At 66.5% G+C, this 17,711-nt stretch carries 7 protein-coding genes; 3 read left to right on the forward strand and 4 right to left on the reverse strand.

Annotated elements, in window-relative coordinates; all coding sequences use genetic code 11:
- Positions 1 to 74: 74 nt before the first annotated feature.
- From recD to AC07WS_RS18535, 4 genes are read right to left on the reverse strand one after another with little or no spacing between them, the layout of a single operon-like run.
- Entirely contained in the window at positions 75 to 2,051 is a 1,977-nt protein-coding gene (gene recD, locus AC07WS_RS18520; RefSeq protein WP_494730492.1) for an exodeoxyribonuclease V subunit alpha, read from the reverse strand.
- On the reverse strand, positions 2,041 to 5,796 hold the full coding sequence (gene recB, locus AC07WS_RS18525; RefSeq protein ID WP_494730493.1) for an exodeoxyribonuclease V subunit beta: 3,756 nt from the start codon (positions 5,794 to 5,796) through the stop codon (positions 2,041 to 2,043). Before recB ends, recD begins: the two co-directional genes overlap by 11 nt.
- Positions 5,793 to 9,218, reverse strand: a complete 3,426-nt coding sequence (gene recC, locus AC07WS_RS18530; protein ID WP_494730494.1) for an exodeoxyribonuclease V subunit gamma — start codon at positions 9,216 to 9,218, stop codon at positions 5,793 to 5,795. Before recC ends, recB begins: the two co-directional genes overlap by 4 nt.
- A gap of 36 nt (positions 9,219 to 9,254) precedes the next feature.
- Positions 9,255 to 12,380, reverse strand: a complete 3,126-nt coding sequence (locus AC07WS_RS18535; protein ID WP_494730495.1) for a CHASE domain-containing protein — start codon at positions 12,378 to 12,380, stop codon at positions 9,255 to 9,257.
- Between the two features lie 196 nt (positions 12,381 to 12,576).
- Between AC07WS_RS18535 and AC07WS_RS18540 the strand changes: the two genes are divergently transcribed.
- The 3 genes from AC07WS_RS18540 to AC07WS_RS18550 all read left to right on the forward strand — a co-directional run.
- Positions 12,577 to 14,172, forward strand: a complete 1,596-nt coding sequence (locus AC07WS_RS18540; RefSeq protein ID WP_494730496.1) for a CehA/McbA family metallohydrolase — start codon at positions 12,577 to 12,579, stop codon at positions 14,170 to 14,172.
- Positions 14,173 to 14,339: 167 nt separating this feature from the next.
- Complete coding sequence (locus tag AC07WS_RS18545; protein WP_494730497.1) at positions 14,340 to 16,190, forward strand: putative bifunctional diguanylate cyclase/phosphodiesterase; 1,851 nt, start codon at positions 14,340 to 14,342, stop codon at positions 16,188 to 16,190.
- 18 nt (positions 16,191 to 16,208) lie between these two features.
- The coding region (locus AC07WS_RS18550) for a HAMP domain-containing protein (protein ID WP_494730498.1) at positions 16,209 to 17,711 on the forward strand (1,503 nt) is incomplete at its 3' end.

A 17,711-nucleotide genomic window follows, 5' to 3' on the forward strand; every position in this document is an offset into this window, starting at 1 on the left:
TTTGGTGTTTATATGCCAATTATTAGCATGATTTAGCTATGACGATGCCTTGAACAGGCGTCGCGCGGGAGGAATCAGTTGCCGAGCAGCGTGCGCAGGCCGCTGGCGCGCTGGGTGCGCTGGGCGATGGCGTCGAGCAGCACCTGGCTATTCGGCGTGAGTAACGTAAAGTAGTCGCGGGCGCGCGTGATGCCGGTGTAGATCAGCTCACGCGCCAGCATGCCGCCGCTGTCCTTGGGCAACACCAGCACCGTATGCTGGAACTCGGAACCTTGTGATTTATGCACCGTCATGGCAAACGCGGTTTCCACGTTTCTTAGCCGCGTGGCAAGAACACTGCGCACATTGTCACCTTCCGAGAAGTAGACGCGCAGCGCGCCGGGACGTGCTGGATCGGGCAAAGTCAGGCCGATGTCGCCGTTGAAAACGCCGGTGCCGTAATCGTTGCGCGTGACCATGACCGGTCGGCCGACATACCATTCGCCGCTTCTTCGCAGCAATCCGGCCGATTGCAATCTTTGTTCAATGACATCATTCAATCCGGCAACACCCCACTCGCCTTCGCGCACTGCGCACAGAATCCGGAAGGTTTCAAAGCTCGTCAGCACGGATTTCACCCACGCAAGATGTACGACATCCTCGCCGTCCGGGGCCCCGGATTTGATCATTTTGAGGTAAGCCTGGTAGCCGCCAGCGGCGCCGGCACGGCCCGCCAATGCCAGCTGAAGCAGGTCGGAAGACTGCGCCGGATCGATCCAGGCGACCTTGCCGTCAGTTCCTTCCCGCAATACTTGTAGCGATGCGGCAGCATTTCCTGCGTTCACGGCCAGCGCCAGCGCGCCGATCGGGCCGCCGAAACGCCGGCTTTCGCGCAACATTACTGTCTGCTGAGCAATGGGTCCGCCGTTGCCGGCGTAGCTGTCCGGAATCTGTTGGCCGGTGCTGGCTTGCACGTACGACAATGTTTCGGACTCGTAGGCGCCCGCTTCCGCGTTGTGGCACAGGTCGCCCAGGACCGCGCCGGCCTCCACCGAGGCCAGCTGATCTTTGTCGCCAAGCAAGATCAAGGTCGCATTCGGCGGTAAGGCGGCCAGCAGCGCGGACATCATCTCCAAATGGATCATTGACGCCTCATCAACAATCAACACATCGACGTCCAGCTGATTGCCGGCGTTATGCTGGAATGCGCGCGTGCCCGGCCGGGCACCGAGCAGGCTGTGCAGCGTTCGGGCCGCGCCCATGCGGGCGGCCAGTTCGCGCAGCGGCAGCGCAGCGCCAACCTTTTCCGCCAGATCGTCCAGCGCCGAGTCGATCGACTGCTTGAGCCGGGCCGCGGCCTTGCCGGTCGGCGCGGCCAGCGCCACGCGCAAACCGGACTGGCGCGCGCCGGCCGTGGCGAACAGCAAAGCCAGCAAACGCGCCACGGTGTAGGTTTTGCCGGTGCCGGGACCGCCGGTGATGATGCCCAGCTTGCCGCGCATGGCCACCGCGCAGGCGATTTTCTGCCAATCGGTGGCGCCGCCACGCGGTGCGTGCGGGAACAGGATGTCGAGCCAATGACGCGCGTCGGCGGTGCTGGCCTCGGCGTCGAGGGCAATCAGGCCACCCAGCGCGCGGCCGCGCACGGCTTCGGCGACCAATGTTTCGTCGCGCCAATAGCGGCGCAGGTACAGGCGCTCGCCGTCCAGCACCAGCGGTTGCTGGAAATCCAGGTCGCCCACCGGCCAGACCTGGTCGCAGCCGGCCAGCAGCGCGCGCCAGGCGGCGGCGTTCCGGGGCCAGGCGCCGGCGGCGTCGCGCAGGGCGCGCCATTCGTCGGCGGTCCAGCCGAGCTGGCCCGAAGGATCGCCGCCGAGTTCATCCAGCATCAAACAGCTGTGGCCGCGCCCCTCGAGTTCAGACAACAACACGCAAGCCGCCATCAACTGCGGCGAACTGGCGCCAATCGAGGCGATAAAGCGCGCAAACACCCCGCTCAGGCGGCGCAGCTGGCCATTTTCGGTCAGCGCGTCGACCTGCGCGAACAGGGCCGCGGACGTTTCAATACTCATGCGGTGCCTCTGCTTGCGCTGTGCCGGACTCGTCCAGCAAGCGGTCCAGTCCGTCCAGCAGCGCCGGATCGGGTTCTATCAGGTAACAACCGCGCGTTTGCGGATTCACAATACCGCGCAGGAAAAGGAAAATCGTGCCGCCTAGATGCTCGGCCGGATCGTATTCATCGCCCAGGCGGCTTTGCAGCAGCCGGTGCAGCGCCAGCATGTAGATCGCGCCCTGGATGTCGTAGCGGTGCTCGGCCATTGCGGCCACCAGCGCCGGCTGGTGATAGGCGCCGTCGCCCGCACCCAGCGCGTTCGATTTGTAGTCCAGCACCCAGAAGCGGCCCTCGTGCTCGAACACCAGGTCGGCGAAGCCTTTCAACATGCCGTGCAGCTGACGCTCCGGCAGCGCGGGCCGCGCCACGCCGCCCAGCAGATGCTTGGCGCACAGGCCATCGAGCGCGCCGGTGCTCAGGCGTTCGCTGGGGAACCAGAACTCCATCTCCGGCAGCGGCGAATCGATGGCGCTCAGCGGCGCCTCCAGATACGGCAAGGTGGTGCCGGCGATTTCGCGCAGCCACGCCAGTGTGTCTTCCAGGCGGTTGCCCCAGCCTGCGCGCTCCACCCGCCGCGTCAGGCGCGATTCGAAGTGCTCGTGATCGACGATGGCAAAGCCCTCCTGCCCCATCCACTCCAGCTGCTCGTGCAGGAAGTTACCGGGCACCGAACCGCGCGGGAAGCGATGCCAAGGCGCGTCCTCCACGCGGCCCGCCTGCGCGATGGACGGCATGTCCGCGCCTTCCAGCAGGTTCTCCTGCAGGGCGTCGCGCGGTACGGGCAAGGCCGGCGCGGCGCCGCCGATGGTCCCGGTCGGCCCGGTGCGGCGCGCCAGCGAACTGAAACTGCCCACCGACCAATCACGCTCGAAACGCCCGGTGTAAAGCTGCGGCTCCAGCAACGGCGGGCGTTCCTCGATGCGGCTCAAGCGCGTGAACTGCTGCATCGCCATCTCCAGCGTCTCGATGCTGATGCCGTCGCATCCCTTGCAGGCGTGGCCCCAGCGCTCCATCATCAGGTCCGACGGCAGCGCCTCGCCGCCGGTCAGCAGATAGCCCAATGCCGATTCGTGCAGCGTGTTGTCGCCGGCCTTGCGGGCGGCCAGCGCGGTCACGCCCAGCCACAGGAAGTGGCGCGCGCGCGTCAACGCCACGTACAACAGGCGCAGATCCTCCTGCAGACGCGCGCGTTCGACCAGTTCCATCGCGGTGTCGGTCAGCGCCATGTCGATCTGGCGCACGCCATCCTCGTCGCTGAATTCGAAGAAGCTGCGATTGCGCCGCTCCACCTTGCGCGCCGTGACGGCGAACGGCAGATACACCAGCGGATATTCCAGCCCCTTCGACTTGTGGACGGTGACGACCTTGACCAGCTCCGCATCGCTTTCCAGCCGCAGCACGCGTTCGTCGCCGGCGCCCTCGCCGCCTTCGATCTGCTCGGCGAGCCAGCGTATCAGCGCCTGCTCGCCGTCCAGCTGGCGGCTGGCCGATTGCAGCAGTTCAGCCAGATGCAGCAGGTTGGTCAGGCGCCGTTCGCCGCCGGGCTGCTGGAGCAAGGCCGCCGGCAGTTTCAGTTCGTGGATGAAGCGGCGCAGCATCGCCAGCACGCCCTGCCGCTGCCACACGATGTGTAGCGCCTTCAATTGCTCGACGCGCGCCTCCCACGCCAGTTCGTCCGACGACAGCAGCGCCAGTTCCGCCAGCGGCAGGCCGGTGGTGCGGGTGGCGAAGGCTGCCCGCGCCAGCGCGCCGTCCAGCGGGCTGGCGACGGCGGACAGCCAGCGCAGTACGTCGGCCGCCTCCTCACTGTCGGTGACGGAATCCTTGTCCGACAAATAGACGCTGGCGACCTGGCGCCGTTGCAGCGCGCGGCGTATGGCGGCGGCCTCCTTGCGGTCGCGTACCAGCACGGCGATGTCCGCCGGCTGCAGGCGCTCGAAGCCTTTCGGGCCGTCGAAGCCCGCGCGTTCGTCGTTGAGCTGCGCGACGATATGCTCGGCGCAGTGCCACGCGAAGAACTCGCGGTAGCTGTCGGCCTTCAGATCCTGCGCGGCGCTGCAGGCGATGACCAGCGCCGGCACGTCGCCTGCCGCGTTGACCATGCGCTCATTGCGGCCCTTGGCGCAGACCGCTTCGAACGGCAGCGGATTCTCACGCGTGCCGGGGTCGCGGAAACGGAAGGCGCCGCGTCCGAAGCCGCCTTCGGCCGGCTGGCCCTCGGCGTACATGAACAGGTGGTTGACCGCGTCCACCACAGGCTTGGTCGAGCGGTAGTTGGTGCCCAGCTGGTAGTGGCGGCCGGCGGTGGCCTTGCGCGCGGACAGGTAGCTGTGGATGTCGGCGCCACGGAAGCCGTAGATCGACTGTTTCGGATCGCCGATCAGGAACAGGCCCGTCTCGGGATCGTTGTCCGCCACGCGGTACAGCAGGTTGAAGATCTGGTACTGGTTGGGCGCCGTATCCTGGAATTCGTCGACCATCGCCACCGGGTACTGGTCGGTGATCCGCTTGCGCAACGCGGCGGCGTTCTCGCCTTGCAGCGCGGCGTTCAGGCGGTCCAGCATGTCGGCGAAGCCGAACTGGCGGCTGCGCTTCTTCAATTCGTCCATGCGCCTGGCGACGGCGCCCGCGGCGTGCCGGTACAGCGCGTGCGACAGCGGCTCGATCTCGTCCAGCGCCTTCTTCAGCGGCTCCATGGCCTCGAAGTCCTCGGGGATCGAGGCCGTGTAGCCTTTCGAGTAGGCGTCTTCCAGGCCGTGCGGCGTCAGGCGCTTCCAGGCGGTGTCCGAGATGTCGGGCATGACCGTGGCGGCATCCCCGGCCCACGCGCGCAGGCCGTTGAACCAGCTGACCAGCGACTCGGCGCGCATCTTGTTCCCGTTGAAGCACTTGGGCGACAGCACGCGCTCCTTGGCGATCCATTGTTCCATGCGGTTGGCGCGTTCCACCCAGCCAGCCTTCAGGTTCGCCAACTGCGCTTGCTGTTCGCGCTGCACGGCGGCGATCAACTCGCCCAGCGATTCGATTTGTGCGCCGTCGCCGATGATGTCGGCGCGTTTGACCAGCTCCCGTATGGACCTCTTCAACGCGCCCACGTCGCCCCAGCACGACAACAATGCGTCGAGCGAGACCGCGTTCAGCGGATAGACCTGCTGGCGCCAGTAGTCGTGCGCGGCGTCCTCGAACAGGGCCTGCTCGTCGCTGACCAGTTCCTCGTCGAACAGGCTGCCGCTGTCGAAGGCGTGCTCGCGCAGCATGCGCTGGCACCAGGCGTCGATGGTGAAGATCGCCGCTTCGTCCATCGTCTCCGCCGCCAGCATCAGGCGGTGCGCGGCCTGCTGCTGCTCGCTGTGGCTTGGATATGATTCGAGGATGGCGTCCAGATAATCGTCGCGCGCCACGCCGCTGCCCGCGCCCAAGCCCATCGCCGAATAGCCGCGGAAGTAGGCCGCAGCCTCCACCAGCCGCTCGCGCACACGGTTCGACAGCTCGCGCGTGGCGGCGCGGGTGAAGGTCATCACCAGGATATCGGCCGGCAGCAAGGGACGGCGATAAGCATCTTCGCCGCCGTGGCCCAGCACCAGGCGCACGTACAGCGCGGCGATGGTCCACGTCTTGCCCGTGCCGGCGCTGGCCTCGATCAGGCGCGAGCCGTGCAGCGGGAAGCTCAGCGGATCAAGGGAATTGGCGGTGTTGCTGCTCATGCTGAGTCCTCGCCGTCGATGGCGTCTATCGTGATGCATTGTTCCAGCCAGTCCGCCAGCGGGCCGTAGAGCGCTTGCGAGACATCGGCAAAATCCGGCTCGGCGCTGAGGGCCGCAAAGTCCGGCCACAGGCGCGCCAGGCACAGGTCATCGTTCTCGCCGGAGATTTCGAAACCGCCGTCGTACACGGCGCGCGCATCGCCGCCCTGCGCCAGCGCCAGCGCGGTCTTGCAGGCGGTCGGCAGCGGACGGTTCATGCCGTCGCGCCACAGACAGACCAGCTCCCGCAAGGCTTCCAGCGCGTCGGGCTGCGCCAGCGGTTTAATCGTGACGATGGCGTCGCGCGCCACCAGAAAGCCGGCGATGGGCATGCCGGCCGCCGCCACCGCCAGCTGGCGCAGCCACATGGCGATCAACTTGTCGCCGCGCGGCTTGCCCTGCTTGTCCGTGACCTTGGACGACATCTGCGCCAGCCACACGGTCTCGGTGCCGTTGCTGCGCAGCTGGTCGATCCAGTCGTCGATCTGCACGCCGGCCAGTTGAAGGCTCAACGCCACCTTGGGCGCCGGCAGCTGATAGCGTTCGCGCAGCGTCAGCCACGCGCAGCGCACCGGCACCAGCGCCCGCACCAGCTGGTGCTGGTACTGCTGGCCGATCAAGCCGATCGGCAGCACGCCTTCGCGCGCCAGACGTTCGGCGCGTTCCGTCATCTTGTCGTAGACCTGATGCAGTTCCTCGGCCTCGGCGCCGTCGTCCAGCATCGTGTCTTCGAGCAGATAGCGTTCCAGCGCGTTCAGCGAGAACGGTTCCTCGTCCTCGCCCACCAGCGCGGCGTCGCCGAACATCACGCCCAGGCGCTGGCGGAAGAAGAAGCGCACCGGCTGGCGCAGGAAATTGTTCAGGCTAATGAGCTTGAGGCGGAATTTGTCGTCGATGTCGAACGGCGGCAGTTCTGCCGCGACGGCGTCGCCGGCTTCCTCGCCATGCGCCTCGCGCCACTCCCGCGCGTAGGTCAGCAGGCCGCCGTCCTCGAAGTAGTGGCGGCTGAACGGCTGCAGCGCGTGTTCCGTGGTGCGCGCATGCAGATGTTCGTCCTTCAGCTGCCAGCCGTTGACCAGATAATCGCGCAGCTGCGACACCAGCACCGACGGCGGCTGCTCGCTGTTGTCGCGCACATTGCGTCCCACCCAGCTGATGTAAAGCTTGTCGCGCGCGGCCAGCAGCGCCTCCAGCATCAGGTAGCGGTCGTCGTCGCGGCGCGAGCGGTCGCCCGGACGCGCCATGCCCGGCTGCGCCAGCAGGTCGAAGTCCGCCTTGGGCGCGCGGCGCGGGAAGTCGCCGTCGTTCATGCCCAGCAGGCAGACCACGCGGAACGGCACCGCGCGCATCGGCATCAGCGTGCAGAAGGTCACGCCGCCGGAGACGAATTGGTGGTTCAGCGTCGGCTCGTCCAGAAGGCCCAGCCACGCCTCGCGCAGCACGGCCAGCGGCACGGCTTCGTCGTACTGGGCGCCCTCGCAGGTCTCCAGCCAGTTGTTGAGCGCATCATCCAGCTGCGCCAGCGTCAGGCGGTCGCCCTCCTCGCCGGTCTTGAAGAAGGCCGCCACCAGGGCGCGCGCCTGCACGCCCCACTCGGCCGGCGTGTGCGATTGCGCCAGCACTTCGCGCCAATGCAGCAGCGCTTCGACCAGCTGCGCCAGCGATCCGGCCAGCGCCGCATCGAGCCCGCCCACTTCGCCGTATGCCTCGATGCCGGCGAACGCCGCGTCTTCGCCGCTGGCGTAGCCCAGCAGCATGCGGCGCACGCCGAACAGCCAGGAATTCTGCTCGCCCGCCGCGCCCAGGCCAAGCCCGGCGCGGTGTTCGGTATCGAGCCCCCAGCGCACCCCGGCGCCTTCGATCCACACGCCCAGCGTGGGCAGGTCGTCCTCGCCCAAGCCGAAGCGCGCGGCCAGCGCCGGCACGTCCAGCAGGTCGCGCACCTCGCTCTGGCGGCAGCGCTGCTGCGGCAACCGCAGCAGCCACTCCAGCGCCACCAGCAGCGGATTGACGCTGCGGTCGTTGACGTCGCCGATTTCAAACGGGATGTAGCGCGGGTCGCTACGGCGGTGCTGCGAAAACACCGCGTGGATGGCGGCGGTGAAGGTGTCGATGTCCGGCACCATCACCACCACGTCGCGTGGACGCAGGCCGCCGCCGTCGGCGAACATCGCCAGCAGCTGGTCGTGCAGCACCTCGACCTCGCGCTGCACGCTGTGGGTGACGTGGAATTCGATGGAACGGTCGTCGTCCGGCGGCGGCGTTTGCGGGTGCTCGGACAAGGGCAGCAGGTCGCGGATCGCCGCCTGCACCTGGGACAGCAGCGTATCGCCCTCGCCTTCGCTGAACAAATCGATGCGCAGCGGTGCAACGTCGTCGTTCTCGGCGGCTGCGGCGGCCGAGGCTTCGTCGAATTCGTCCAGCATGCGGATAAAATCGCGGCCCTGCCGCCCCCAGCTGGCCAGCAGCGGATGGCTGTGCGCGTGCAGCTCCTCCAGCGGAATCGCGCCCAGGTCCTGGCCGTTGCGCAGCTGCTGGCGGCGGTGTGCGGAGCGCAGCAGCTCGCGCCCTTCGATGATGTCGCCCCAGTAGAACTGGCAGGGATTGGGCACCGCCAGCACCACCTGCGTGTAGCGCGCCAGCGAGGCCAGCGCCTGCAGGCTTTGATACGGCAGCGCGGAGACGCCGAAGATCACGATGCGGCGCGGCAGGCGGCCCAGCGGCGCCTCGCCGGCCGCGCTGGCGCGCACGAACTCGGTGTGGACGGTGGCGCGGCCCAGCTCCCGCTCGTGCGGTTCCACGTCGGCGATCACGGCGCGCCACAACTGGCCTTGCCAGCGCTGGTCTTCCGGCAGCGGCTGCGCTTCGTTGCGGGCCGAATTGGCCATAACCTGCAGCTGGTCGCGGCCGTGCGCCCAGTCGTCCAGCCAATCCGCGCGATAGACCTGATATTGATCGAACAAGTCGGCCAGGCGTTCGGCCAGCTGCAAGCGGCGTTCCGCCTCACCGTCGGCCAGGAAGTGGCGCAGCGGCGTAAACACGGGATCGGCCAGCAAGGTAGGCAATAGGCGCATCAGGCGCCAGGTCAGCGGCCCTTTATCGAAGGCGGAGCGCACCGGCACGCGCTCGCGTCCCAGCATGCCGCGATAGGTCTCCCACAAAAAGCGCGCCGGCAGCGCCACACGGGTGGCGGCGCAGACTCGCATCTCCTCGGCCAGCGCGATCTTCAGCCATTCGGCCACGCCGTTCGACTGCACCAGGATGGTTTCCGATTCGAGTGCCCCCAGCGGATGATTGCGCAGCCATTGGAACACCGCCGCGCGCAGCTGCTCCATTTGATTACCGTGCAAAATCAGCAGGCCGGGGGTGATGCTCGAACGCATAGGGCTCTTCGTGGGAATGAAGCCCGTATTATCGCTCTAGCCGGGATCGTAGGCCAGCAGTTCCTGCTCCATGCGCTCGTTCAGCACCGCCAGCATGGCGTGCATCTGCAGCACCAGCTGGCGCGCGTTGGCGCAATCGGCGTCGTGGCGCACCTTTTCCAGCGCCAGGCACAGGTTCCCGAAGCGCATCGCCCCCACGGCGCGGGCCGAGGACTTGATGCGGTGCCCAAGCTCGGACAAGTGAACCAGGTCTTCCTGCGCCAGCGCGGCGTCGACTTCGCGCATGCCGTCGTGGGTCGATTCCAGGAACAGCAAGGCGTACTTGCGCATCTTGTCGGCCTTGCCGCCGAAGGTCTGGGCCAGTGCCGCCACGTCCAGCAGCTCCGCCTCTTCAGGCTCCGGCGCGGGCGGCGCCATCACTTCGGGGGGCGCGACAAGCGGCGGCGATCCCGGCTCCATCGCCTGTATCGGCGGCTGCAACGGCGCGGCGGCGCCGTCGGCCATGGTGAAGTACGACGGCGGCGGCGGCGCCAGCGGCCGCGCGAAGCTGGCCGTGCGCGCCCGTTGGCTCATCCACTTGGACAGCATGTTGAACAGCAGCTTGGGCGCGATCGGCTTGGTGACAAATTCGTCCATGCCCGCGCCCAGGCAGCGCTCCTGGTCGTCGCGGCCGGCGTTGGCCGTCATCGCGATGATCAAGGTGGCCGACAATTTGGGATGGGCGCGGATCAAACGCGTGGTTTCGTAGCCGTCCATCACCGGCATCTGCACGTCCATCAGCACGCAATCGAAGCGCTCCTTGAGCAGCAGGTCGATCGCCTCCTTGCCGTTGTTGGCCACGCAGACGGTGGCGCCGGCGTCCTCCAGCAACTCCTGGCCCACCTGCTGGCTGAAGATATTGTCCTCGACCAGCAGGATGGAGGCGCCGCGTATGCTGTCCAGCACATCCGGCTGCACCGATTCGTCGCTGGCCTGCAGCATGCTGACGCCCTTGGCCAGGCGCGCCGTGAACCAGAACGTGCTGCCGGCGCCGGGCCGGCTGTCGACGCCCACGCCGCCGCCCATCAGCTCCGCCAGCTGCTTGCTGATGACCAGGCCCAGGCCAGTGCCGCCGTAGCGGCGCGTGGTCGACGTGTCGGCCTGGTGGAAGGACTGGAACAGTTGGTCCAGCTGTTCGGGCGACATGCCGATGCCGTGGTCCTCAACCTCGAAGCGCACCAGGATATGGCCGTCGCGCTCCTCCAGCGGCCGCGCGCGCACATACACCTTGCCATTCTCGGAGAACTTGATGGCGTTGCTGGTGAAGTTCAGCAGCACCTGTTCCAGCCGCAGCGGATCGCCGCGCAGCTGCTGCGACAGGCCCGGCCAGATTTCGTAGACCAGCTCCAGCCCCTTGGCGGCCGCGCTCTCGCCCAGCTGGCTGGACATGTTCGACAGCAGCGTATCGAGCGAGAAGTCCAGCACCTCCAGGTCCATCTTGCCCGCTTCGATCTTGGAGAAGTCCAGGATGTCGTTGATGATGCCCAGCAGATGCTGGCCCGAATGGTAGATCTTCTGCAGGTAGTCGCGCTGCTTGGGATGCGTGACCGATTTCAGCGCCAGGTGGGCCATGCCGATGATGCTGTTCATCGGCGTGCGGATCTCGTGGCTCATATTGGACAGGAAGTCGCTCTTGGCCTGGTTGGCGATGTCGGCTTCCTCCTTCAGCTGATGCAGCTCGGTGACATCGGTCGACAGGCCGATGACGGCCGTGACGGCGCGGTCTATCTCCACCGGCACCTTGACGGTCCACAGGTGCTGCACCACGCCGTCGCGGCCCACGTAGCGGGTCTCGCCGGAGCGCTTGACGTTGTCGGCGAAGACAGGCCGCTCCTGCGCCCACGCCGCGTCGGCGATGGAGGCGGGCATCAGCTCGCGATCGAGCTTGCCGACGATCTGCTCGACCGGCAATCCCATCGAATCGGCCATCTTGGCGTTGACGTAGATGTAGCGCCGCTTCTGGTCCTTCATGTAGACGTGGGCGTCGACGTTGTTGAGCACTGTGTCGAGCAGCACGCCCTGCTTGAGCGCGCGCCGGCGCGAGGTGTACAGCACGAAGAAGTAGCTGTACAACAGCATGGTCCCGGCAAAGCCGGTCAGGCCGGCGATCCACGGAAAGTACACATCGAAACCGGTCAGCAGATCGGCCTTCCTGACCTGGAACTGCGCCTTCCACAGGCTGCCGTTGAAATCGATCGGCAGCACCGACTCGTAATACTGGCGGCGCTCCGAGGCCGGAATGGGCGCGGCCTGCATCGTGCCGTTATCGTTGAACAGCAGGCGGTCGCTCTTCTCGATCACCAGGCGGCGCTGTTCGACCTCCTTGCTGCCGTCGGCATACAGCATCAGGTGCACCTGGCGCACGGTCATCTCGTCGATGGCGCCCTGCACCAGCTTGGGCACGCTGAAGCCGATGCCCACCGATCCCAGATAGGCGGCGCGCCGCCCCGCGACGTCGGCCACCGGCATGTCGCGGCGGTAGACCGGCAAGCGGATGCCCAGGCCGATATGCGGCGTCGGATGCTGGACCACGATGGGCTGGCCGGAGGCGCTGACCTGGCCGCTGTCGCGCGAGGCCGCCATCATTTTATCGATGGCGGGATTGGCGACCACGTCGACGCCCATCTTCTCGCCCAACATCAGCGCCGGTTCCAGATAGGTCAGCACCGCGTAGTGCGGGCGCCGGCCCGGCGGCTTGATGTCGAACTCCGGATAGCCCTGCGGCGACAGGCTGCGATCGGCGCGCACGCGCGCGACGAAAACGTCGCGCTGCTCGTCGGTGACCAGCGGCGCCCAGGTCACCGCTTCGATGGCCGGGAAGTGGCGCGGAATCTCCAGGCTGGCCACGTACTGGTGGAACTGCAGGCGTGTCAGATCGTCGCTGGTCTGGAACAGCGCCACCAGCCCGCGCGTCAGATCGGAATACGATTTGATGCGGGCCGAAATGCCGTACTGCGTGCTGCGCGCCAGGTTCTCGAAACGCTGGCTGGCGTCGTCGTCGACCGTCTTGGCCGCCGCGCCATACAGGGCCGCACCGACGGCCAGCGCCAACACGCCTCCCGCCAGCCAGAACAGCAGGCGGGGGCTGCGGACTGCTTCCGTCGCGTTACCCGATTTCAGCATGCGCCATCACTTTTGGTCGATATGTTTGCGGAAAATTTTGCATCACAGCAGCATACTATTAATGCCGCTTGGGAACCAGTGAAACAATTGGATAGAATTTGCAGGGATTCCTCTAAAAATTCAAGGGAACCATATGCGATAAGGCGCGCTCTAAAAGATGAGGCCGGCGATGGGCCGGCATTACGGGAGTCTCATCATGCGCACGCCATCCATGATAGCGGTATTATTCGCAAGCATCCTCTGCACGCCAACGGCCAGTCATGCGACGACTGGTGACCACCACGAATTCGACGCCTGGCTGGAGGCGCCCTTCCATGCCGATGCGCATGGCTCACGCACGCTGGCGCTGCACTTTTCCACGCCCGATCCGCAGCCCGGCGGCCTGCTGCGCTGGCGCTTGACCCTGCTGGCGCCGAACGGCCGCGCGCTGCGCAACTGGCGCGGCACGCAGGCGCTGGCCGAACCCATCCATGACGTGACGATACGCTGGCGCACGCCGCCAGCGCTGCGTCCCGGCGTCTACAGCTTGCGCTTGCGCGCCAGCGCCGGCGACAGCCCAACGGTCGAGCAAAGTTGGAACGTGGCGGTGGGCGCGCCGCCGGTGGCGTCGCTGCTGGAGCCGCCGTCGGGCGACCCGCTGCCCTACGCCATCTATCTCGGCAACCTGCACAGCCAGACCAACCACAGCGACGGCGGCGGCGCGCTGGACCACTGCACCGGCGCCCAGCCGCCGCAAAGCGCGGCGCTGGGGCCGTCGGACGCCTACGCCTACGCCCTGCAACACGGGCTGGACTTCCTGATGACGTCCGAACACAACCACATGTACGACGGCTCGGACGGCACCAACAGCGCGGCCGATCCCGCCGCGGCCAAGGCGCTGTACCAAAGCGGCCTGCAGGCGGCGGCCGAGTGGAACCAGTCCCATCCGGGCTTGCTCGCCATCTACGGCCAGGAATGGGGCGTCATCAACAAGGGCGGCCACCTGAATATCTTCAACAGCGACGAGCTGCTGGGCTGGGAACGCAACGCTGCAGGCGAGCTGATCGCCGACACCGAAACACCCAAGAGCGACTACGCCGCCCTGTACCGGCTGATGAACGAACGGGGCTGGTCCGGCCAGTTCAACCATCCGCAGGGCGACCAGTTCGCCATCGGCGGCAAGCCGCTGGCCTGGAACGGGGACGGCGACCAGGCCATGCTGCTGTGCGAGGTGATGAACAGCAGCGCCTTCTCGTCCCGCAGCGACGAAACGGAAACCCATCTGAGCACCTACGAGCCGGCCTGCAACAAGCTGCTGGAGGCCGGTTACCACCTCGCCTTCAGCAGCGACCAGGACAACCACTGCGCCAACTGGGGCGCCTCGTACAGCAACCGCACCGGCGTGCTGATGGCGCCCGGCGCGCCGCTCGACAGCGCCGGATTGCTGGCCGCGCTGCGCGCGCGCCGCGTCTTCGCCACGATGGACAAGAACGCCCACCTGATCCTGACCGCCAACGGCCACCTGATGGGCGAACGTATCGTCAACAGCGGCAAGCTGACGCTGCAGGCAAGCTACGCCAGCACCAGCGGCCACGGCGTGGCGGCCGTCACGATCTTCGAGGGCGTGCCCGGCCGCAACGGCACGGTGTCGGTACTAAACAACAAGGCGGGCAGCGTCATCCAGCCCGCCGCCGGTGAGCATTTTTATTACGCCAGGGTGACGCAGGATGACGGAAAAATGCTGTGGAGCGCGCCAATCTGGGTCAGCCAGCGGCCACGCAATCGTGCGCTGCAAAAAATTGAGCTGCGATAATATTTTTTCTGGTAAAAAATATTCCACAAGACGCTTGTCAGATTGATAAAATGGGACTTTAACCATCATTGGTAGAGCCAATTTTGCTTGACTCCCGGACACACAAGAGTATCTTTTACCTTCCAGACACAGAGCGATCGCCCGACACCTCAACCGTTCAGCTAGCCGTGCCTATTCCCAAAGTCCTCCTCGTAAATGACGACCCGGCGAGCCTGTACGCGCTGGAAAGCCTGCTGTCGGAGGCCGCCGACCAGCACGTCTACGAACTGCTGACGGCGGGTTCCGGCAAGGAGGCGCTGCGCCAGGTGTTGCGGCATGAATTCGCCGTGATCCTGCTCGACGTCAGCATGCCCGGCATGGACGGGTTCGAGACGGCCGAGGCGATCCACTCCCATCCCCGTTCGGCGAGCGTCCCGATCATCTTCATCACCGCGCACTACGCGGACGAGATCAACCGCCTCAAGGCCTATCAGAAAGGCGCGGCGGACTACCTCTTCACGCCGGTGATCCCGCAGATCCTGCAGGCCAAGGTGGCGGTGTTCGTCGAGATGACGAAGAAAAATATCCTGCTGCGCAAAAAGAGCGAGCAACTGGCGCGCCTGAACCAGGACCTGCGCGTGCAGCGCCTGCAGGACCTGGAGCGCATCAACGCCGAACTGGAACAGGAGATCAAGGACCGCAAGCAGGCCGAGTCGCGCGCCCACGAGCTCTCCACCCGCGACGCGCTGACCAACCTGGTCAACCGCCGCGCCCTGATCCAGCAACTGGAGCACGCCGTGGCCACGTCGGATCGCAGCGGCGCCGGCTTCGCGCTGCTGTTCCTCGATCTCGACAAATTCAAGCAGATCAACGACAGCTACGGCCACGAGGCCGGCGACGAGCTGCTGCGCCAGGTGTCGGCGCGGCTGACGGCGGCGGTGCGCGTGGCCGACGTGGTGGCGCGGCTGGGCGGCGACGAATTCGTGGTGCTGATCGAAGGCCGGGCGGCCGCGGCCAACGCCGCGCGCGTGGCCCGCAAGATCGAACTGGCCTGCGCCCTGCCCTTCGAGATCGGCAGCAACCGCCTGAAGACGGCGGCCAGCATCGGCATCGCCATCTATCCGCAGGATGGCGCCAACGCGCAGGCGCTGATGAAGAACGCCGACACCGCCATGTACCACGCCAAACAGCACGCCGCCGGGCCGGTGCAATTCTTCCACGAAGAGCTCAACGTGCGCGAACGCGAACGGGAACAGTGGGCGCTGGAACTGCGCAAGGCGCTGCCCGCCGGCCAGCTGGAACTGCGCTACCAGCCCCAGGTCGATATCGCCACTGGCCGCACCATCGGCGCCGAGGCCCAGCTGTACTGGCGCCATTCCGTCAGGGGCTTGCTGGAGGCGGCCCAGTTCCTGCCGCACGTGCAGGAGCGCGGCCTGCTGGACCGCGTCGACACCTGGGTGATCGCGCAGGCCTGCGCGCAGGCCAAGCTGTGGCAACGGGTGGCCGGCGCCACGCCGTGCATCTGGATCAACCTGGCCACGCCGCAGATCAATGCCGACCTGCTGCAAACGCTGCTGCCGGCGATCCGCAAGCAGCATCTGGCGCCGGGCGGCATCGGCGTGGAATTGAACGAGAAGCAGCTGCAAGGCGCGCCCGAGCCGCTGACCCAGTTGCTGCTGCAATTGCAGGCCGGCGGCGTGCGCGCCGCGCTGGACGATTTCGGCAGCGCGCGCTCCTCGCTCGCCGCCTGCAAACGCTGGCAACTCAGCGTGCTGAAGATAGACCGCAGCTTCATCCACGCCATCGGCAACGACGAAGGCGGCACCGACATCGTCGCCGCCGTCATCCACCTGGCCCGCGCGCTCGACATGCGGATCGTGGCGATGGGCGTGGACGAGAACGGCCAGCTCGACGCGCTGCGTGCGCTGGGCTGCGACAGCTGTCAGGGCGAACTGTTTTTCCCGCCGCTGACCGCGGCGGAACTGATCGAACACGCGGGCGCCAGGCATGCTCCCGCCACCGAAACCACTCCCTCCTAAACGACGAGGATCAAGCCGATGAACGATATGACCGATATGGGCGAACAGGTAGACGCCAAGCGCCTGCTGGCGACCCTGATGGCGCTGAAAAAAGGCGATTTCACGGCGCGCATGCCGTCCGACTGGACCGGCATGGCGGGCAAGATCGCCGACACGCTGAACGAGATCATCGAGACCAAGGAAAAAATGGTGCAGGTGGTGACGGAGGTGAGCCGTGTGGTGGGCCGCGAGGGCCGCCTGACACAACGCGCGCAGGTTCCGAACATGGCCGGCGGCTGGGCCTCCATCATCAGCGCAGTCAATGCGCTGATCGACGACCTGGTGCGCCCGACCACCGAGATGGCGCGCGTGATCGGCGCCGTGGCGAAGGGCGACCTGTCGCAGACCATGGCACTGGAGGTGGACGGCGTGCCGCTGAAGGGCCAGTACCTGCGGGCGGCCACCACGGCCAACACCATGGTGGAGCAGCTGTCGTCGTTCTCCTCTGAAGTAACGCGGGTGGCGCGCGAGGTGGGCACCGAGGGTAAGCTGGGCGGCCAGGCGCAGGTGAAGGGCGTGGCCGGCACGTGGAAGGATTTGACCGACTCGGTGAACTCGATGGCGGGTAACCTGACGTCGCAGGTGCGTAACATCGCCGAGGTGACTACCGCCGTGGCGAACGGCGACTTGTCCAAGAAGATTACGGTGGACGTGCGCGGCGAGATCCTGCAGCTGAAGGACACCATCAACGTGATGGTGGACCAGCTGCGCTCCTTCGCGTCGGAGGTGACACGGGTGGCGCGCGAGGTGGGTACCGAGGGTAAGCTGGGCGGACAGGCTTATGTGCCGGGCGTCGGCGGCACCTGGAAGGACTTGACCGACAACGTGAACTTCATGGCGTCCAACCTGACGGGCCAGGTGCGCAACATCGCGGCCGTGACCACCGCCGTGGCGAATGGCGACTTGTCGAAGAAGATCACGGTGGACGTGAAGGGTGAGATTCTCGAACTGAAAAACACCATCAACGTGATGGTGGACCAACTGTCCTCCTTCGCATCCGAGGTGACGCGCGTGGCGCGGGAGGTCGGCACCGAGGGTAAGCTGGGCGGCCAGGCGCAGGTGAAAGGCGTGGCCGGCACCTGGAAGGACTTGACCGACTCGGTGAACTCGATGGCGGGTAACCTGACCGGCCAGGTGCGCAACATCGCCGACGTGACCACCGCCGTGGCGAACGGCGACTTGTCCAAGAAGATCACGGTGGACGTGAAGGGCGAGATCCTGGAACTGAAAAACACCATCAACGTGATGGTGGACCAATTGAACTCCTTCGCATCGGAGGTGACGCGCGTGGCGCGCGAGGTGGGTACCGAGGGTAAGCTGGGCGGCCAGGCCAACGTGCCCGGCGTGGCCGGCACCTGGAAGGACTTGACCGACGGCGTGAACTCGATGGCGGGTAACTTGACGGGCCAGGTGCGCAACATCGCCGACGTGACCACCGCCGTGGCGAACGGCGACTTGTCCAAGAAGATCACGGTGGACGTA

The sequence above is a fragment of the Duganella sp. GW821-FHT01E12 genome (assembly GCF_059422325.1).